The organism is Sporosarcina sp. FSL K6-3457, assembly GCF_038007285.1.
In the GTDB taxonomy this organism is placed as follows: Bacteria; Bacillota; Bacilli; order Bacillales_A; family Planococcaceae; genus Sporosarcina.
Genome location: NZ_JBBOWX010000001.1, coordinates 3,935,523 through 3,955,711, shown reverse-complemented (window position 1 = coordinate 3,955,711; position 20,189 = coordinate 3,935,523). Strand labels below are relative to the sequence as shown.

Genomic DNA, 20,189 nt, shown 5'->3' with positions numbered 1-20,189 from the left:
AGGAAATCAATAGTCTGAAACGTATATTCGGGTGAATATACGTTTTTTGATTTTCACATGTTAAGAAATCATTTTTATTTTCTTAAGAAAAACTTTGAAAATAGAAATTATACTATATTTAGTTGCAAAATGATCAGAAATGAACGTATTTTTAGGAGGTTGAAGAAATGGAACACTCATTCATATTTACAATAGATTCTTGGTATATCCTTATCCCTGTGTTTCTACTTTTTATATGCTATATGGTCTTGGTTACGGTTATTAGAAAGAAATATCAATTTGGTCAGTTTATATTATTAACTTCTTTTGCAGTTTATTTTATGTGTATGATTCATTTTGTGTTTTTTCCCATCGAGGTGAATATCGGGATATATGCTAATTTAACACCCTGGTACAAATCCATTAACTTTGTCCCTGTGTTAACAATAGATCTTTCAACATTTATATTGAATATAATCATGCTTGTACCTTTTGGTTTGTATTTACCATTACTAAGCAATAAATATCAATCAGTTAAAAAGGTAGCTATTATGGGACTATACATCAGCTTGTTTTTTGAAGGGACACAACTTTTGATTAGAATACTACTTGGAAACGGGCGTAGTACAGATATTAATGATTTGATTGCGAATACATTAGGGACTGTGATAGGATTTTTAATAATAAAAGAAATGTCTGAAAACTCATTCGTTTATATTATTCTCCATAAACTAAGACTGGAGAAAAGTGTTAGTAGACTTTAACGCATTCAACCTGAAAAGGAGGCTAGACATATTGGGGAATACTATTCTAATTGTTGATGATGATAAGGAAATAGGAAAATTAGCGGAAATATACATGAAAAATGAAGGATATCATGTCCTTCAAGCAGGGGATGGATTAGAAGCTTTAAAAATTATAAAGCATAATCCTGTAAATCTCATTATTATGGATATCATGATGCCGAATATGGATGGATTAGAGCTTTGTAAGCATATTCGAGTAAATAATCAAGTCCCCATACTTATGCTGAGTGCGAAAGTGCAAGATATGGATAAAATTATAGGACTCATGACTGGCGCAGATGATTATATGTTAAAACCATTTAATCCATTAGAATTAGTCGCTCGAGTAAAGGCGTTGTTACGGAGATCTAACTATGAACCGGTAGGTGAAGATAAGGGGATTATCCGAGCTAACTCGCTTGAAATAGACAAACAATCCCATAGGGTTACGGTGAGTGGAAAAGAAATAAAGCTAACATCTATTGAATTTGACATCCTATATTTACTCGCAAAAAATAAAGGAACAGTATTTAGTTCTGACGATATATTTGCAAGAGTGTGGGAAGAAGACAGCATGGGTTCGAATAAAACAGTTATGGTTCACATTAAGAATGTGCGAGATAAAATCGATTTAGTCATTCCAGGAGAAACAATTATCCAAACTGTTTGGGGAGTGGGCTATAAAATTGAAAAAAGTCATTAAATTCATTTCGATTTGGAAAATTTTAATTTACTTGGTGTCGGCAGCGATATTAACAGGTATAACTGCTTTTATACTAATTTCTGCTATTCGTTATTTGGAAAAACAATCTTCTCGTCTTGGAGACTTAATTGAACTAGTTGGCTCTTTTGGTATAGCGTCAGTTGTACTGGTGGTTTGTGTATTATTTGTCTTCTACTTTTTCCTTTTTATTCATTTTGAAAGACAGAAGTATATCGAATATTTACTAACAAAAATGACTAATGAAATTGAATTTATATCAGAAGGCCATTTTAACGAAAAAGTAACTATAGAAGATAATAGAGTAGTAGGCGAATTAGGTACAAAAGTGAATAACATTATTACTCAAGTAGAAAAGTCAGTAATTGACCAAAAAAAGTCTGCTCAAACAAAAAATGATTTGATTACAAATGTTGCTCATGACCTTCGCTCACCACTAACATCAATTGTTGGCTATTTAGAATTGATAAATGAAGATCGATATAAGAATGAGGTTGAACTGAGATATTTTATACAAATTATTCATCAAAAATCTAAAAATCTTCATGAATTGATGAATGATTTATTTGAATATACCTTGGTTCAAAATAAAGAGTCTTTACTTAATGAAGTTCCTGTAAGTATGGAAGAAATGTTGAATCAATTAGTAGTTCAATTTCAGGTTCAGGTTCATGAGGCGGGTATGGAAATAAGACAATATTTTTCAACTGTAAGCAATCCCATTGTGATGGGAGATGGAAATAAATTAGCCAGATTATTTGAAAATCTAATTCAAAATGCGATTCGATATGGAAAAGCTGGAAAGTATATTGATATTTCATTAACTGAATCCGATAAATTAATAGAAGTTGAAATTACAAATTTCGGGCAAGTTATTCCTGAAATGGACTTGCCCTATATATTTGAAAGGTTCTATAGGGGTGAAAAGTCAAGATCCCATCAAACTGGTGGTTCAGGTTTAGGTTTGGCTATTGCGAAAAGCATTGTAGAATTACATGGAGGCCAAATTGAGGTGGATAGCTCATTAGGTCGGACAACCTTTAGAGTGAAATTCCTGAAAAATATAGTGAATAACAGAGAAAAGCGAACTAAAGAGCAAAACGCAAAGGCTGCATATGAAATAGAGGAAATTTAACATTTCATTTAGATATAACGCGATGAAAAAGACGATATCCTATGCGAAAGAAAAAACTTAGGTTGTTAGTTACATTGTTTCAGTCCTTTTCTCCAGTTCAACTGAAGCCGTTAGTATCCATTGTCTAAGCTTGTCATTTGTGAAAAATTCATGACAATGGCTGAAATGTGATATATATCACATTCCCTTATACTGTAGTCAATTATGATGACAGTAGTAAGAAAAGTAAGAGTAGCACGTTGCAAAGGCCGTTATTGTTGACGGCTAGGGTAATCCCTAGTATGAACAATAGCAGTAAATACGTATACTTGTTGGTGGGGATGGTTCTCACTAAATACATTAGGGGAGGAACAACTATTATGAGTCAACTAACGCTTGAAACACAAGTTTGTGATATCGTCACAGCACTTCCACAAAGTGCTGATCTATTTAGAAGTCTGCGTATCGATTTTTGCTGCGGAGGAAAAATTCCATTGAAAGATGCAGCGGAAGGTCGGAATTTAAACCCGGAAGAAGTGCTTGGAAGTATTCAAAAAATAGAAGAAAAACGAGAGCAAGTCGGTAGTACACAGCCAACTTCATTCGGTAATAGAACGCTTGTCTCTTACATTCAAGAGAAATACCATGCGGGTCTACGTGAAGAATTGCCGGCGCTTGCACCGTATATTACGAAAGTCGTTAAGGTTCATGGAGAAAAACATCCACATCTTGTGCGTATCCAAGAAATTTTCAAGGAATTGCGTGCTGAGCTTTTGGATCATACAGCTGATGAAGACAAAAATGTATTCCCGGTCATTTTAGAATTTTTAGAAAATCCGACACCACAACTAAAAGAGCAAGTTAAACCACATGTTATGGAATTGGAAGCGGAGCATGAACATGCAGGTGAATTATTATTTGAAATTCGCGATCTAACAAATAACTACACACCGCCAGAAGGAGCTTGTGGTACTTATCGAGTTGTTTACGCACGTCTAGCGCAGCTTGAAAAAGATACATTTGAACATGTTCATTTGGAAAATAACGTGCTGTTTGACCGGGTGCGTGCAGCAATTTAATAAAGTGAAAAAAACCACGTTACGTGGTTTTTTTTGTTGAATGAGGGAACCTTTCATCTGATATAGGGCATTCCCTAATAGGAAGAAGTAGGAATACTCTTTAGAATTACGGGTATATGAATGGATATGGTGATGAAACCCCTCATTGATCCATTATTCTGAAAAGGAGTGAGTTTTCTCGATGAAGAAAAAAAGTGTACTGCAAAGTGGACTACGATACTTCAAACCTGTTGAACGTTACTCAGGGAATTGGTCGATTCTAGAAGAAAAAAGCCGTGATTGGGAAAATATGTACCGTCAACGTTGGTCACATGACAAAGTAGTCCGAACAACACATGGCGTTAACTGTACGGGATCATGTAGTTGGAAAGTGTTTGTGAAAAATGGCATTATTACTTGGGAAAATCAACAGATTGACTATCCTTCTTGTGGGCCTGATATGCCTGAATTTGAACCGCGTGGCTGTCCGCGTGGTGCATCGTTTTCTTGGTATGAATATAGTCCACTTCGCGTGAAGTACCCTTACATACGAGGAAAACTGTGGCGCATGTGGAGTCAAGCGTTGACTGAAATGAATGACCCAGTGAAAGCATGGGCAAGCATTGTAGAAGACCCTGAAAAAGCGAATGAATACAAAAGGGCCCGTGGTAAAGGTGGGCATGTTCGTGTCAATTGGCGCGATGCTACGATGCTTATTTCAGCGCAACTCATTTACACAATTCGAAAATACGGTCCGGACCGTATTGCTGGATTTACACCAATTCCTGCAATGTCTATGGTTAGTTACGCGTCAGGGGCACGATTCATCTCCCTTCTAGGTGGGGAAATGCTTAGTTTCTATGACTGGTATGCGGATTTACCACCAGCTTCTCCACAAATTTGGGGTGAGCAGACAGATGTTCCTGAATCGAGTGACTGGTTTAATGCAGGATATATTATTATGTGGGGATCGAACGTGCCATTAACACGAACGCCAGATGCGCACTTCATGACGGAAGTTCGTTACAAAGGAACAAAAGTTGTTTCTGTTGCACCAGACTATGCAGAAAGTGTGACACATGCGGATGATTGGATTGCTGCAAACCCTGGTACGGATGCAGCCGTTGCGCAAGCAATGACGCATGTTATTTTAGACGAATTTTATGAGCAACGGAAAGAACCGATGTTCCTTAATTACGCGAAGCAATATACCGATATGCCGTTTTTAATCATGCTGGATGAACACGAAGATTCCTATAAGGCGGGGCGTTTCTTACGGGCAAGTGATCTTGGTAGCAAGTCAGAACACGCAGAATGGAAACCAGTTATTTTCGACGAAACAACGGACGAAATTATCGTTCCGAACGGTACAATGGGGCAGCGTTGGGAAGAGAATGCTAAATGGAATTTAATTCTTGATAACGCAGATGGGACGCGCGTTGAACCTGCATTATCTGTTGCAGACCATGGTGCTGAGTGGACGGAAATGGTATTCCCTTACTTTGACAACATTGCGAATGGGACATTTAAGCGTCCGATTCCTACGAAAAAAGTAACATTTGCGGATGGAACAGAAAGGCTTGTGGCAACTGTTTACGATTTAATGCTGAGTCAATATGGCGTTCGTCGTATCGGCAGTGAGTTAGAAGCGAGTGGCTATGATGATGTTAACTCTATTTATACTCCTGCTTGGCAGCAAAAAATCACCAATGTTAAACCGGAACTTGTGACACAAATTGCACGTGAATTTGCGCAGAACTCTCTGGATACGGGCGGTCGATCCATGATTATTATGGGCGCAGGTATTAATCACTGGTTTAATAGTGACACCATTTATAGATCAATCCTTAACCTCGTCACACTGACGGCTTCTCAAGGTGTCAATGGCGGCGGCTGGGCTCATTATGTTGGACAAGAAAAATGTCGCCCAATTGAAGGCTGGAGCACGATTGCCTTTGCGAGAGACTGGCAAGCACCACCGCGTCTTCAAAATGCAACGTCATTCTTCTACTATGCTACGAATCAGTGGAAGTATGAGGAAGCTGGTGCAGAGGTGTTAATGTCACCAACCGCTGGAAAACCACTTTATGAGCATCCAGCTGACTATAACGTTTTGGCTGCAAGACTAGGATGGTTACCATCTTATCCGCAGTTTAATAAGAACAGTTTGCTGTTCGCTGAAGAAGCAGCGGCATTAGGAAAAACATCTACACAAGAGATTGTCAATCACACACTTGAACAATTGAAGTCAGGCGACTTGCAATTTGCTGTAGAAGATCCTGATGCACCGGAAAATTTCCCGCGCTCGTTATTCATTTGGCGCTCTAACTTAGTTTCTAGTTCTGCAAAAGGACAGGAATACTTCATGAAACATCTTTTTGGAGCATCTGATGGTTTGTTAGCTTCTCCTAATGACGAGGTGAAACCGGAAGAGATGGTTTGGCGTGACGAAGTGGAAGGGAAGCTTGATCTTCTGGTAGCACTGGACTTCCGAATGACGGCAACGCCATTGTACGCGGATATCGTGCTTCCAGCAGCAACTTGGTACGAAAAACATGACCTTTCATCAACAGATATGCATCCATTTGTGCATCCGTTTAATCCGGCGGTAGACCCACTATGGGAATCACGCTCGGACTGGGACATATACCGTTCGATTGCCCAGACGTTCTCTGAAATGGCGAAAGTCCATCTGCCTGGCGTTTACAAGGATCTTGTCACGACTCCGTTGGCGCATGATTCTATTCAGGAAATTGCTCAACCTTATGGCGAAGTGAAAGACTGGAGAAAAGGCGAAGTCGAAGCGATTCCAGGGAAAACAATGCCTGGTATGACGATTGTCGAACGCGATTATACAAAAGTTTATGATAAATACGTCACACTCGGTCCTTTATTGGCAACAGGAAAAGTCGGTGCGCATGGTGTTAGCTTCTCTGTTGCAGAAGAATACGAAATGATGAAAGGCATCAACGGCACTTATTTTGATGAAACCATTAAAAATGGCTTGCCGAAATTGCACACAGCTAAACATGCAGCGGAAGCTATGCTGGCATTATCATCAGCAACAAATGGCCGGGTATCGCAAAAGGCATATGAAGCGGCAGAACAAGATTCAGGTGTTGAGTTAAAAGATATTTCGGCAGACAGAGCAGCAGAGCGCTTTACGTTTGCTAGTATTACCGCACAGCCTCGTGAAGTTATTCCGACGCCAGTGTTTAGTGGATCGAATAAGATGGGACGTCGCTATTCTCCATTTACAACGAATATCGAGCGACTGGTACCATTCAGAACGCTGACTGGAAGACAGCATTTCTATATTGACCATGAGCTATTCCTTGATTTTGGTGAAGCATTGCCGGTCTATAAACCAACACTACCACCGATGGTATTTGGACCGCGTGACAAACAGATCATTGGAGGACAGGATTCTCTTGTATTAAGGTATTTGACACCGCATGGTAAGTGGAATATTCACTCGACCTATCAGGATAATCAGCATATGCTAACGCTATTCCGTGGAGGACCAACAGTATGGATTTCTAACGAGGATGCGGAAGAGCATGATATCGATGATAACCAGTGGTTGGAGGTCTACAATCGAAACGGAGTTGTAACGGCACGGGCGGTTGTCAGTCACAGAATGCCAAAAGGTACGATGTTCATGTATCACGCACAAGACAAGCATATTCAAGTGCCTGGATCTGAAATTACGGAGGAACGCGGCGGTAGTCATAATGCGCCTACACGAATTCATATGAAACCAACACAAATGGTCGGTGGTTACGCACAGTTAAGTTATGGATTTAACTATTATGGACCAATCGGGAATCAGCGGGATGTCTACGTCGCAGTCCGCAAGATGAAGGAGGTAAACTGGCTTGAAGATTAAAGCACAAGTTGCAATGGTCATGAATCTGGACAAATGTATTGGCTGTCATACATGTAGTGTTACGTGTAAAACGACTTGGACAAACCGCGAAGGTGCCGAGTATATGTGGTTTAACAACGTAGAGACAAAACCAGGTATCGGTTATCCGAAACGCTGGGAAGACCAAGAGCTTTATAAAGGCGGTTGGCAATTGAAAAATGGCAAGTTGGAACTTAAATCAGGTTCTAAGTTGTCAAAGATTGCACTTGGGAAGATTTTCTATAATCCAGATATGCCAGAGATGAAGGATTACTATGAGCCTTGGACATATGATTATGAGAAATTAACGATGGCGGGCGATAGTGAGCATACACCTGTTGCACGTGCGAAATCTGTCGTCACTGGTGAATATATGGATCTTGAATGGGGTCCAAACTGGGAAGATCAGTTAGCGGGTGCGCATATTACAGGACCTACTGATCCTAATATCCAAAAAATTGAAGAAGATATTAAGTTCAACTTTGAGCAGGCGTTTATGATGTACTTGCCACGTCTTTGCGAACACTGTCTAAATCCAAGCTGTGTGGCATCTTGTCCTTCGGGCGCGATGTATAAACGTGATGAAGATGGTATCGTGCTTGTCGACCAAGATGCATGTCGTGGATGGCGTTATTGTATGACGGGTTGCCCGTACAAGAAGGTGTACTTCAACTGGAAAACAAATAAAGCAGAGAAATGCACATTCTGCTTCCCACGTATTGAATCTGGTCTACCAACGGTTTGTTCTGAAACATGTACGGGACGTATTCGTTATTTGGGTGTTCTTCTATATGATGCTGACCGCGTACTTGAAGCAGCTTCGACACCGGATGAAAAAGATTTGTACAAAGCACAATGTGATTTGTTCCTTGATCCAAATGATCCATCAGTCATTGAGCAAGCAAGAAAAGATGGCATATCGGAAGAATGGATTGAAGCAGCTCAAAACTCACCTGTCTATAAATTAGCAATTGAGTATAAGCTAGCATTCCCGCTTCATCCAGAATACAGAACGCTACCAATGGTTTGGTATGTACCGCCACTTAGCCCAATTATGAACTATTTTGAAGGGAAGGATTCTATCAAAAACCCTGATATGATCTTCCCTGCAATTGATGAAATGCGGATTCCGATTCAATATCTTGCCAATATGTTGACGGCTGGAGATGCAGAAACAGTGAAAGAAGGCTTGCAACGAATGGCGATGATGCGCTCTTATATGCGAGCTGTGTCGTCGGGTAAAGAATTTGATGAATCTCGTCTAGAACGCGTAGGTCTAACAGCGCATCAAACTAAACAAATGTATAGATTACTGGCGATTGCGAAATATGAAGACCGCTTTGTTATTCCAACAGCTCACAAAGAGGGGCATATGAATATGTATCGCTCACAAGGATCTGCTGGTTATACAGAAATGGGCGGCGATTACGCTATGGACTCATCGCCGAGTCAATTTAGCTATACAGGTATGGGTGAAAATGGTGATTGTGATGGTTGTGGACCGGTAGCGCCGACGAAGACAGGTAAAGAAATTTATGAAGAGAATTTCTACGGGGGGATCTGGCGTGATTGATTTAGAGAAATTGTACGAAGTAAAGCAGGTTTTTGGCTTCTTCGCCAATCAGCTGTCCTATCCTGAGAAACTGACATTTCATCCGTCGGTATTGGAGGAGTCATTTGACTCTTCCGACCCGGCTTATGCCGATATAAATGTATTTTGGGATTTGATGCATGACTATAGCTTAGATGAAATTCAAGAGATGTATACGTATACATTTGATTTTCAGAAAGATTCGACGCTATTCATGACATATGTCAAGTATGCAGACGCTAAGGAACGTGGCCAAATGCTGGCGAAGCTGAAAGTGCTATATGAAATGTTTGGTTTGAATATGCCCGACGGTGAGCTATCTGATTTCTTACCACTAATGTGTGAATTTATTTACGCTGCAGAGTGGATTGGTGATCCGAGGGCACAACAAAGTTTTTCCATGCTTCTTGCAGTCATGGAGGATGGATCATACAACTTGATGAAAGCACTTGAGAAACATAATAGCCCTTATTTCCATTTGATTAAGGGGATGAGGGAAACATTTAAGTCTTGTATCCGTCAGGAGGAACCAGCCAATGACTAATCAGTTTTTATGGGTCATTTTCCCTTATGTTTGTATAGTGACATTTATTGTGGGACATATATTCAGATATCGTAACGACAAATTTGGTTGGACAGCAAAATCCAGTGAATTTATCGAGAAAAAGCAACTAATGATTGGTAGTGTGTTATTTCATATAGGAATTATGCCTGTTATTGCTGGTCATGTTGTGGGACTCGGTGTCCCTAAGGAATGGACACGTGCGCTCGGTGTGAGTGACCATTTGTATCATACGGGAGCAGTTTGGGTTGGAGGATTTTTCGGATTTGTCACACTTGCAGGGATGCTGATTTTAACATCTCGACGTTTTTTATTGAAAAACGTTCGTAAGCTATCGTCTGCTTCTGATTTAATTGTTAATACACTGCTGTTACTAATTGTATTTCTAGGGATTTACAGCGTGGTGGCAACAACTGCTACACAGCCAGATTTTGATTACCGTGACAACATCTCGATTTGGTTCCGTTCATTGCTCATTTTACGTCCAGAAGCGGCACTTATGTCCGTTGTTCCCGTAGCATTCCAGCTACATATTTTATCTGGCTTCCTCATTTTTGCGATGTGGCCATTCACAAGGCTTGTACACGTCTGGAGTGTTCCATTGAATTATGTGGGAAGAAGCTATATCCTATATAGAAAGAATAGAGTGAATTGATGGGGAGGAAAGGGCGTAATAGCCTTTTTTTTCTATATAGGGAGCATCGATTATGGATGAATTAAAGGTATTTAATTATCAAAAAGAAATAGAACAGTTACAAGCACATTTGGGGTTTGATTTTGTCGGGGTGGCACTTGTTCAGTCAGCTGACCGTCATTTTGAACTTAAATGGGGATTCGTGGCAGGTAATCGGAGTAATCGTTATAGAAGAATTGTTTTACAAACAGGGAAAGGCGTAGCAGGGCATGTTTTCAAGACAGGTAAACCGTTCCTTGTAGAGGACGTGGAAGAGATGTTGGAGGAGAGAGATTTATTTAATTATCCAATTATTGTTTCAGAAGGATTGAAAAGTTTCGGAGCGATACCTCTATATAAATACAACCGGGTTAAAGGGGTGTTACTCGTCGGATATAGAGCGGGAAAAAAAATAACACCGGAAGAGTTTGAGGACTTTAAACGGGTAATTGGCCCGCGGTTTGGCCCATTTTACAATAAGGAGAAGGTGAAGGAGTGATACCTCTAGATAGTGTTCAATTGACAGACTTATTGATGAAGATGTATGACAATTCGGCTGAAGCTATCTTCTTTTTTGATCGGAATCGAAAAGTGATATCGATGAATAACGCAGCCCAACTCATTTTAAATCCTGAAGTCCTCGATCGGATAGCGACAGGCGATAGCGAAGCAATTTGTTTGTCCTGTAAAGGATATACGAGCGATCAGGAACTTCGTACGTGCTTGTCGTGCTATATCAAGAATCCGCAACAAGATTTAAGTTCGTTCCAAGTATACTTGGATACAAAAGGAAAAGGAGTCATCCCGTATACAGGAAGCTATCAAACCATTGATGATGAGAATGGCATCCGTGTCTTCATGCTTCGTGATTTGACAAAGCAATATAAGACGCAAGAATCATTGAATCAAAAATTGATGATGAAAAATATTATTAAAGCTCAGGAAGATGAGCGGAAACGAATTTCCAGGGAGCTTCATGATAGTGTGGCGCAGGAAATGCTTAGCTCATTAGTTGAATTACGCGTATTGAAGTATATGAACATCGATACGGAAGTACTAAAGAAAGTCCAACAGACGGAAGGTTCGTTGATGAGGCTATTAGATGATATCCGCCACCTTTCTGTAGAATTACGTCCGGCAACTTTAGATGACTTGGGACTCGAAGCAGCGTTCAGAACGCATTTTAAATGGATTGAAAAAAATTATGGGTTAATTGTCCACTTTACTTCGGAGCTTCATTCGAAAAGGTATGGCGGTGAAATTGAAACGGTTGTCTATCGGATTTGTCAGGAGGCTGTGTTCAATGCGTTGAAATACGCAAATACGGATGACGTTACTGTTCGGCTGTTTGAAAAAGATGGATTCTTGAAACTACATGTTGTCGATGAAGGACATGGATTTGATCTGCACGAAATTCATCCTAAAGGAACTGGTTTAGGTTTATATGGTATGAGGGAAAGAGCTACGCTTGTTGAAGGGGAAATTACTATCCTTTCTGAGCTGAGGAAAGGTACGATTGTTCGATTGGAAATACCACTAGTAAAGGGGTGATTGAAAGTTGAAAATCATAATTGCAGATGATCACGCAGTCGTCCGTAGTGGGTTCATGCATATACTAAACTTTCAAGGCGATATGGAAGTCGTTGCAACTGCGGCGGATGGTCTAGAGGCATATGATCTAGTTGCTAAGCATCGACCTGATTTACTCCTGATGGATTTAAGTATGCCACCAGGAGAAAGTGGTCTTATTGCGACCGGGAAAATAAAAGAGGATTTTCCGGAAACGAAAATCCTGATTTTAACGATGTATGATGACGAGGAATATCTATTTCATGTTTTAAAAAATGGTGCATCAGGCTATGTCTTGAAAAATTCACCGGATGAAGAATTATTTGATGCCATCCGTATTGTCCATGAAGGTGGAACGTACATTCATCCGACAATGGCGACGTCACTTGTTCGAGAGTTTGTTAAAAAGGATGGCGATGGAGTAGTAGAAACAGATCCATATAAAATTCTATCGAAGCGTGAAATTGAAGTGCTGCCGCTTGTTGCAAAAGGCTATGGTAATAAAGAAATTGCAGAGAAGTTGTATATTTCCGTTAAGACAGTCGAAGCGCATAAGTCTAAAATTATGGAAAAGCTTCAGCTAAAAGGTCGTCCTGAGCTCGTTGAATATGCATTGAAGAAAAAGTTTTTAAACTTCTAAAGGTGAGGTGCAGAATCAGTGGCAGGAGAAAAGAAATTCAAATTTGATTTACCAGCGTTGCGTGTACTTGAAAATGAACATAATTATTTGTTGCATGTTATGCAAGGATGGCATTTAATCGTCCTCGCATTTGAACGAGATGTTTACACGCTCGAAGAAGGGCGCGAAGCATTACAAACACTTCGCAGATTGATAGTTGAGTTTATTGATCCGTTAAAAAATCATACAGAGAAAGAAGAAGAGTTCCTTTTTCCCTTACTTTCGCAGTACGTAGGCACTGAACAAGGACCCGTTAATGCAACTGAAGAGGAGCATGAGGAAATCGATGCGTATATTGGTCATTTCCTTCATCATACCCGTGGTGATATAAGTGATATGACTATGCAAGATATGAAAGATGTTGTTAGGGACGCGGGAGAAGCGTTCGAAGTGATTACAGTCCATTTTGTGAAAGAGGAGTCGATTCTCTTCCCGATGGTCAATAATATACTGCGAATTGAAGAACAAGATAAGCTTTATGAGCAACTGTATACGTCTATATTGTGACAATGGTAGGGGGTTAGGGATTTCCCTAGCGCTTTAGAGGGAGAACCCGATAGTTTTCAAAAATCGTACTTGATACAATCAAATTAGAATTACGGATTACTATCTAATAGGATTGGACTGATTGGGATGATTAGAAAAGTGCAGTTGCCGTTACAGACGGCGAACTTAGTAGTCGGTTTCATGGTATGGGTACTCATATCGTCACTCTTGCCATTCATTACAGAAGATATTGCAATTCCAGCGGAAAAGCTTGCAATTGTAACGGCTGTACCAGTTGTGTTAGGGTCTATTCTGAGAATTCCGTTAGGCTACTATGCAAATGTATTTGGTGCCAGAATAATCTTTTTAGTAAGTTTCATACTCTTGTTATTTCCAGTGTTCTACATAAGTGAAGCATCAACGTTTACGGATTTAATCATCGGTGGAACGTTACTGGGAATCGGTGGAGCCGTGTTTTCTGTAGGGGTTACATCATTGCCGAAGTACTACCCAAAAGAGAAGCATGGTTTAGTTAACGGGATTTACGGGATGGGGAATATGGGTACAGCGGTATCTACATTCGCAGCACCTGTCATTGCCACACAAGTGGGTTGGTCGATGACTGTTAAATTATACTTGGTTATACTATTGATTTTTGCGGCATTAAACTTCATATTTGGTGATCGCAAAGAAGTGAAAGTGAAAACACCTATTGTAGAGCAAATTAAAGGTGTCTATAAAAATGAGAAGTTATGGTTTTTCTCGTTGTTCTATTTCATCACGTTCGGTTCATTCGTTGCCTTTACGATATTCCTGCCAAACTTTTTGGTCACTTTTTTCGAGTTAGATAAAGTGGATGCAGGAATGCGGACAGCTGGATTTATTGTGGTGGCGACATTCCTTCGCCCGGTTGGCGGATGGCTTGCAGATAAATTCCAACCCTTGTTTCTGTTAATGGGCGTTTTTTCTATATTAACATTTGCGTCATTTTTACTTGCATTTTCACCGTCGATTCTGTTGTATACAATTGCAAGTATGCTGATTGCGACTTCTGCTGGAATTGGGAACGGGGTTATTTTTAAACTTGTGCCCTTCTATTTCAACAAGCAAGCAGGGATTGTCAACGGTATTGTATCGATGATGGGTGGTTTAGGTGGATTTTTCCCGCCATTATTATTATCTGCTATCTTTACATTGACAGGCTCTTATTCGATTGGCTTCATGGCATTTTCTCAAGTGGCACTTGCGAGTCTAGTGCTTGTTGTGTGGCTCTATTATATGGATCGAGTATCGAAGGCGGCAGAAGTGTTTAACTTAACAGGTCAAGGGATTCTTGTAACAGATTCTTCGGGAACAATCGAGTTGATAAACCCGGCTTTTACAGAACTTACAGGATATGCTGAAGAGGATGTTATTGGAAGAAACCCTAAAATACTTAGCTCTGGAAGACAATCACCAGAGTTTTACACGACGATGTGGGGGCAAATCGGACAAGAAGGTTCGTGGCATGGGAAGGTTTGGAATAAGAAGAAAAATGGAGAAGAATATTTAGAGTTTCTGTCCATCAATGCGGTGATAGATGACTCTGGAGAACCAATCCGGTACGTTGGGACGTTCAGTGATATAACGCCTCCAGGCGAAGAGGGCAGCCGGTCAATTTGACTGGAAGCCCTCGCTTCATTTTATTTTGAATCGGTGGGTGTTCACCGATTCAAAATCTGGATGCAATTACGCCGCGGCGTAATTGATAATGAGTAGAGGGTGATCTATTTGGAAAACCGTTATTCAAGACAAGTACTGTTTAAACCAGTTGGACAGTCTGGGCAGGAAAAGTTAAGTGCATCACATGTTGTCATCATTGGTTGTGGCGCATTGGGGTCGGCTATTTCAGAGACACTTGTGCGAGCGGGTGTTGGTAAGTTGACGATTGCAGATCGAGATTATGTCGAAGCAACAAATTTACAAAGACAACAGCTATTTGTCGAACAAGATGCGCGTCAGGGTGTACCGAAAGTAGTGGCAGCTGAAAGACGGTTGAAAGACATTCGGCAAGACGTTGACATCGTAACGGTGCTCGACCATATTGACGGACCACTTATAGAAGACATCACAAAAGATGCTGATTTGATTATGGATGCGACGGACAATTTTGAAACGCGTCTTCTGATGAATGATATCGCATGGAAAAAGGGTATCCCTTGGGTGTACGGGGCATGTGTCGGTAGTTCAGGTACGGTTTTTCCATTCATTCCAGGGAAGTCAGCGTGTTTCCGCTGCTTACTTCCAGTATTACCGTCTGTCAATGAAACATGTGATACAGCAGGGATTATCGCACCTGCAGTACAAATTGCTGCTGCACATCAAAGTGCAGAGGCATTAAAATGGCTAACGGGGAATGAAGAGGCAATGCGAACGAAAGTCTATCATTTTGATGTCTGGAACAATACGCATGTTGAAGCAGGGATTTCCCGTATGCGTAGCGAAGTATGTGAGACGTGTGGTAAGACGCCAACATATCCAACATTACATCGTTCAGAAGGAACTGGCTATGCAGTGTTATGTGGCAGAGATACTGTGCAAATTATCCCGGATAGTGCACGTCCTTTGACGATTGCAGATGGGGAACGTGTCGCCAAGCGTTTAGGTACACCTTATAAAGTAACACCTTTTTTTATAGAATTTCATGCGAATGGTTATCGCTGTATTTTATTTGGCAATGGTCGGTTATTAATTCACGGATTAAAGGATATGAAAGTTGGACGCAAACTGTACCACCAATTTTTTGGATGAAGTGGGGGGAAGTCTTTTGTCGACTGTACATAATGAAGGAAAACAGCTGGTTTGCTGTGTGTTGACGATTAGTGACACAAGGAATATTGCGAATGACCGAAGTGGATGGACCATCCGGACAAAGCTTGAAGCGGCAGGTCATAAAATTTTTGAAACATGGATATGTCAGGATGATAAAATGGAAATTGAGTCGATAGTGGAGGAATGGCTGAGAAATCCAAATGTCCATGCCATCATAACGACAGGTGGAACGGGCATTGGTTTCCGTGACGTTACAGTTGAAACGTTGACACCTTATTTCACAAAAACAATTGACGGGTTTGGCGAATTGTTCCGTTATTTGAGCTATACAGAGGATGTTGGATCAAAGGCGTTGCTTAGTAGGGCGATTGCGGGAACTGTAAAAGAAAAAGTGGTGTTTGCACTTCCTGGTTCAGAAAAGGCAGTGAGTTTAGCAATGGATAAATTGGTTGTGCCTGAGCTACCTCATATTATTCACGAGTTGACGAAGCATCTGGACGACTAATAAAAGCGCAAGCGCCTGTTCAGCCCCGACAAGCGCTGGCCGACTAAATTCGCCACGTCCTGTGGCAACGTCGGCACTAGTACGTCCTGTATGTCGGAAGGTTTGAAGGTAAAGGCGCCCTTTGCCTTTACCAGCAAGACTGAAGCGACTCGAGGGGCTAGGCGCTGGAGTCTGGACGATTAAAAAAAGGATGCTTTAGGCATCCTTGTCACTGTCGATTATAATCGCCGTTTTTCCCGCCTGTTTTTCGAACAAGCATGGTCGGGCCAATAATCATCTCTTTGCCGGCTGCTTTACACATGTCGTAAATAGTGAGTGCGGCGGCAGAAGCGGCGGTAAGTGCTTCCATTTCAACGCCGGTCACGCCTTTTGTTTTTGCTTCGGCTTGGATGAGGACTTCATAATGCGCGATTGTTTCATCGATGTTCCATTCAAATCGGATGTCGACGCCTGTTAAGGGAATCGGATGGCACATTGGAATAATCGCTGATGTGTTTTTTGCCGCCATGATTGCTGCGACTTGGGCAACTGCAAAGACATCACCTTTCTTATTTGTCCCTTCCGTAATTTGGGAATGGATAGTTTCATTGACGAGTATCGAGGATGCTGCAATAGCTGTTCTGATGGTTTCGGTTTTATCGGACACATCGACCATCTTTGCGCGTCCTTGTTCGTTAAAATGTGTGAGTTCAGACAATGGATTCATTCCTTTCGAGCAATATACTGTTAGTATACCAGAAGAATGTGAGGGATTAGCATGGTAGAAATGAGAAAACCAATTCCGGTAGCGGAGGCGGTTCGGCTTGTGATGGAGCATATACATACTATGGGAACTGAAATGGTTCTGCTTGAACATACATACGGTAGAATTCTTGCCCAACCGATTATTGCGCGGCACGATGTCCCGTCTTTTGACAGGTCCCCGTATGATGGCTTTGCCATTCGTGCACAAGATACGGCCGGTGCATCGGGCGACAACCGGGTTGCATTTGACGTTATCGGTGAAATCGGAGCTGGCTATGTGGCAGACCGAGCAATTGGCGATGGAGAAGCGTACCGGATCATGACGGGTGCTCCGATTCCCGATAACGCAGATGCAGTAGTAATGTTGGAGCAAACTGTTGAAATGGCTGGTGGCTTTACGCTGCGAAAACCGTTTAGTCCTGGTGAAAACATTTCTTTCAAAGGTGAAGACGCGAAAGAAGGCGAACTGCTAATTGAAGCTGGTACATTGATTCATCCAGGGACAATTGCGCTACTGGCGACGTTTGGTTATGCCAATGTCGAAGTGGCTAAACGTCCGACTGTTGGAATTTTATCGACAGGGACTGAGCTGTTAGAAGTAGATGAGCAGCTGGCGCCAGGAAAAATACGTAACTCAAACGGCCCAATGATTGCGGCACAGTTGAATCGGATGGGTATTGGCTATCAGTCTTACGGTATGCAGATGGATGATTTGGATGCGTGTACGGCAATCGTTGAACAAGCACTTGCTGAGACAGATATCCTTATTACAACAGGCGGTGTTTCTGTCGGTGATTATGATTATTTACCAGCGATTTATGAGCGTTTAGGTGCTAAGGTTTTATTCAACAAGGTAGCCATGAGACCGGGCAGTGTGACGACGGTTGCGGTGCTTGGCAGTCAGCTGCTGTTTGGCTTGTCGGGGAATCCCTCTGCTTGTTTTACAGGGTTTGAATTGTTCGCACGACCGGCCATTATTGGGATGATGGGTGGAACGGCGCCGTATATGCCACGTATGACAGCGAGGCTTGGTGAAGATATCTTAAAACCGAATCCATTTACGCGCTTTGTTCGTGCGATTTGGGATATGACGCCGGAAGGGTTGGTTGCTGTGCCTGCCGGTTTCAATAAATCAAATGCAGTATCTTCAATCGCAAGAGGAAATTGCCTAATTGTCTTACCAAGCGGAACAAGGGGGTTCGTGACGGGTACGGAAGTGGATATTCTGTTACTTGGAGCTGAGCAGGGTGTCAGTGAATGGGTGCTATGAAGACGCTCCATGTCGTAGGATTTAAAAATAGCGGCAAGACGACGCTCGTTGCAAGATGGGTACGTTTATTGAAAGAACGGGGATTTACGGTTGCGGTTTTGAAGCATCATGGCCATGGTGGACAACCAACAATGTCTGATGCTTCGACGGATACGATGCAATTTTTCGATAGTGGAGCAGATGTATCGGTTGTGGCAGGCGGCGGTGCGGTTCAATTGCTGGTCAACGAAGAGCCGGGGTTCGCGGAGCTAAAAGAGATGGCAGCAATCAGACATCCGAGTATTTTACTTGTAGAAGGGTATAAGGAACAACAAGGGGATAAAGTGGTGCTGTTAAGGAATGCAGAAGACTGGGAGACCTTACGGAATTTGTCAGGCATTCAGCTGGTTGTCGGCTGTTCGGAGTTTGTAGCGAGCAGTAGATGTATCGCGTCAAGGACGGATGTCGAACAACTGGATCACTGGTTCCTTGAGTGGATAGAGGAGGTTGGCAATGAAACCGTTTGAAATTGTAGACACACCGATTGAAACACAGAAATATACAGATTATGTTCTTCATGTGGGCGCGGGTGCTGTCACCGTATTTACGGGGCATGTGCGAGAATGGACACATGGGGTTCGGACACTATATTTGGCATACGAGGCGTACGTTCCGATGGCGGAAAAGAAATTAGAGCAAATTGGTGCTGAAATGGAAGAGAAATGGCCAGGTGTGAAGGTGGCGATTGCACACCGAATTGGTGAGATGCATATTTCGGATATTGCTGTTGTCATTGCAGTATCATCGCCGCATCGAAAAGCAGCTTATGAAGCGAATGAATATGCCATCGAACGTATTAAGGAAATCGTGCCGATTTGGAAGAAAGAGATTTGGGAAGACGGCGAAGAGTGGATTGGTGGACAGAAAAAGTATCCTGAAAAGGGGAGTGTGGAATAATGATTAAGGTGAATTATTTTGCAAGGCTGCGCGAACTGACGGGCAAGGCGGAAGAAACAATTGAACAACAAACGATGACAGTTAGCGAGTTGTTAGATTGGGCAGAGGCGACTTATCCGGGCTTTGGCAAAGATACTATGCATGTTGCGGTCAATGAAGAATATGCTTTGAAGGAAGATGTCATCCAATCTGGTGATGTTTGTGCGTTTATCCCCCCAGTGAGTGGCGGATGAGGACGGTTGGTGTTGTCCTCGCGGGGGGATTATCTCGGCGGTTTGGTTCTCCTAAAGCATTCGCTCAGTTAGGTAATCGGTATTTTTATGAGGTGGCGCTGGAAGCATTGAAGGCTCATTGTGATGAAGTAATCATCGTGACACGACAGGAGTTGTTGAAGTGTTTTCCGGAAGGTGTAAAAGCAATAACTGATATAATTGACTATAAGGGACTCGGTCCGCTTGCAGGGATCCTGTCTGCGATGGAATCTGTGGAAGCGGACCGCTATATCGTGTTGCCTTGCGATATGCCGTACGTCGATGAAAAGGTTGTTGGGAAGCTGTTGGCGCAACATGAACAAGCTGTAACGGCAGTCGTCGTAGATGGGCGGCAGCATCCGCTTGTGTCCATTTGGGATCGTAGTATGAAGGGCAATCTCCGAGAAGTATTGGCTAATGGACAATTGCGCGTCATGCCTGTTCTTGCGAGTAGTGGAGTTAGGTGGATAAATGGCGGTTTGTTGACGGACGATGAAAGGCGGGTGTTCACTAATGTGAATACGCCTGGGGTATTGGAAGGGAGCTGA

General features: G+C 41.9%; 21 protein-coding genes. 20 read left to right on the top strand and 1 reads right to left on the bottom strand.

From position 1 onward, the window contains the following. The first annotated feature begins 167 nt into the window (after nt 1-167). The 15 genes from N1I80_RS19120 (at nt 168) to N1I80_RS19050 (ending at nt 16,440) form a co-directional block, all read left to right on the top strand. On the top strand, nt 168-743 hold the full coding sequence (locus N1I80_RS19120) for a VanZ family protein (RefSeq protein WP_340739425.1): 576 nt from the start codon (nt 168-170) through the stop codon (nt 741-743). A gap of 31 nt (nt 744-774) precedes the next feature. Further along, nucleotides 775-1,467 carry a response regulator transcription factor gene (locus N1I80_RS19115; protein WP_340739424.1) on the top strand — a complete coding sequence of 231 codons (693 nt, stop codon included), beginning with the start codon at nt 775-777 and terminating at the stop codon, nt 1,465-1,467. Then, entirely contained in the window at nt 1,451-2,620 is a 1,170-nt protein-coding gene (locus N1I80_RS19110) for a sensor histidine kinase (RefSeq protein WP_340739423.1), read from the top strand. Before N1I80_RS19115 ends, N1I80_RS19110 begins: the two co-directional genes overlap by 17 nt. A 359-nt stretch (nt 2,621-2,979) precedes the next feature. After that, complete coding sequence (gene ric / locus N1I80_RS19105; protein ID WP_340739422.1) at nt 2,980-3,678, top strand: iron-sulfur cluster repair di-iron protein; 699 nt, start codon at nt 2,980-2,982, stop codon at nt 3,676-3,678. A gap of 181 nt (nt 3,679-3,859) precedes the next feature. Continuing rightward, complete coding sequence (locus N1I80_RS19100; protein ID WP_340739421.1) at nt 3,860-7,546, top strand: nitrate reductase subunit alpha; 3,687 nt, start codon at nt 3,860-3,862, stop codon at nt 7,544-7,546. Next, nucleotides 7,536-9,137: a nitrate reductase subunit beta gene (narH, locus tag N1I80_RS19095; protein WP_340739420.1), complete on the top strand. Its 1,602-nt coding sequence runs from the start codon at nt 7,536-7,538 to the stop codon at nt 9,135-9,137. The genes N1I80_RS19100 and narH overlap by 11 nt, the downstream gene beginning before the upstream one ends. Continuing rightward, nucleotides 9,130-9,699 (top strand): nitrate reductase molybdenum cofactor assembly chaperone, encoded by a 570-nt coding sequence (gene narJ / locus N1I80_RS19090; protein WP_340739419.1) that lies wholly within the window; start codon nt 9,130-9,132, stop codon nt 9,697-9,699. The genes narH and narJ overlap by 8 nt, the downstream gene beginning before the upstream one ends. After that, a complete protein-coding gene (gene narI / locus N1I80_RS19085; RefSeq protein ID WP_340739418.1) occupies nt 9,692-10,372 on the top strand; it encodes a respiratory nitrate reductase subunit gamma in 681 nt (226 codons plus the stop codon). The genes narJ and narI overlap by 8 nt, the downstream gene beginning before the upstream one ends. A gap of 52 nt (nt 10,373-10,424) precedes the next feature. Next, nucleotides 10,425-10,889, top strand: coding sequence for a GAF domain-containing protein (locus N1I80_RS19080; protein WP_340739417.1), 465 nt, complete (start codon nt 10,425-10,427; stop codon nt 10,887-10,889). Beyond that, on the top strand, nt 10,886-11,941 hold the full coding sequence (locus tag N1I80_RS19075) for a sensor histidine kinase (RefSeq protein WP_340739416.1): 1,056 nt from the start codon (nt 10,886-10,888) through the stop codon (nt 11,939-11,941). The genes N1I80_RS19080 and N1I80_RS19075 overlap by 4 nt, the downstream gene beginning before the upstream one ends. Nucleotides 11,942-11,948: 7 nt before the next feature. Next, on the top strand, nt 11,949-12,599 hold the full coding sequence (locus N1I80_RS19070) for a response regulator transcription factor (protein WP_340739415.1): 651 nt from the start codon (nt 11,949-11,951) through the stop codon (nt 12,597-12,599). Nucleotides 12,600-12,617: 18 nt separating this feature from the next. After that, nucleotides 12,618-13,145: a hemerythrin domain-containing protein gene (locus N1I80_RS19065; RefSeq protein WP_340739414.1), complete on the top strand. Its 528-nt coding sequence runs from the start codon at nt 12,618-12,620 to the stop codon at nt 13,143-13,145. A gap of 126 nt (nt 13,146-13,271) precedes the next feature. After that, nucleotides 13,272-14,786: a nitrate/nitrite transporter gene (locus N1I80_RS19060; RefSeq protein WP_340739413.1), complete on the top strand. Its 1,515-nt coding sequence runs from the start codon at nt 13,272-13,274 to the stop codon at nt 14,784-14,786. Nucleotides 14,787-14,894: 108 nt separating this feature from the next. Next, nucleotides 14,895-15,914 (top strand): ThiF family adenylyltransferase, encoded by a 1,020-nt coding sequence (locus tag N1I80_RS19055; RefSeq protein ID WP_340739412.1) that lies wholly within the window; start codon nt 14,895-14,897, stop codon nt 15,912-15,914. A gap of 16 nt (nt 15,915-15,930) precedes the next feature. Next, complete coding sequence (locus N1I80_RS19050; RefSeq protein WP_340739411.1) at nt 15,931-16,440, top strand: MogA/MoaB family molybdenum cofactor biosynthesis protein; 510 nt, start codon at nt 15,931-15,933, stop codon at nt 16,438-16,440. 208 nt (nt 16,441-16,648) lie between these two features. Here the strand turns inward: N1I80_RS19050 and moaC are convergent, their stop codons facing one another. Beyond that, on the bottom strand, nt 16,649-17,137 hold the full coding sequence (gene moaC / locus N1I80_RS19045) for a cyclic pyranopterin monophosphate synthase MoaC (RefSeq protein ID WP_340739410.1): 489 nt from the start codon (nt 17,135-17,137) through the stop codon (nt 16,649-16,651). Nucleotides 17,138-17,197: 60 nt separating this feature from the next. On the opposite strand from moaC, the gene N1I80_RS19040 reads away from it, so the two are divergent. Genes N1I80_RS19040 through mobA form a run of 5 tightly spaced genes read left to right on the top strand, consistent with a single transcriptional unit; the run spans nt 17,198 to nt 20,189 of the window. Then, nucleotides 17,198-18,454, top strand: coding sequence for a molybdopterin molybdotransferase MoeA (locus N1I80_RS19040; RefSeq protein WP_340739409.1), 1,257 nt, complete (start codon nt 17,198-17,200; stop codon nt 18,452-18,454). Then, the gene (gene mobB / locus N1I80_RS19035) at nt 18,442-18,960 is read left to right on the top strand and encodes a molybdopterin-guanine dinucleotide biosynthesis protein B (RefSeq protein ID WP_340739408.1); all 519 of its coding nucleotides are present in this window, start codon (nt 18,442-18,444) and stop codon (nt 18,958-18,960) included. Before N1I80_RS19040 ends, mobB begins: the two co-directional genes overlap by 13 nt. Continuing rightward, a complete protein-coding gene (locus tag N1I80_RS19030; protein WP_340739407.1) occupies nt 18,947-19,390 on the top strand; it encodes a molybdenum cofactor biosynthesis protein MoaE in 444 nt (147 codons plus the stop codon). The genes mobB and N1I80_RS19030 overlap by 14 nt, the downstream gene beginning before the upstream one ends. Continuing rightward, nucleotides 19,390-19,623, top strand: coding sequence for a molybdopterin converting factor subunit 1 (moaD, locus tag N1I80_RS19025; RefSeq protein WP_340739406.1), 234 nt, complete (start codon nt 19,390-19,392; stop codon nt 19,621-19,623). Before N1I80_RS19030 ends, moaD begins: the two co-directional genes overlap by 1 nt. After that, the gene (gene mobA / locus N1I80_RS19020) at nt 19,620-20,189 is read left to right on the top strand and encodes a molybdenum cofactor guanylyltransferase (RefSeq protein ID WP_340739405.1); all 570 of its coding nucleotides are present in this window, start codon (nt 19,620-19,622) and stop codon (nt 20,187-20,189) included. The genes moaD and mobA overlap by 4 nt, the downstream gene beginning before the upstream one ends.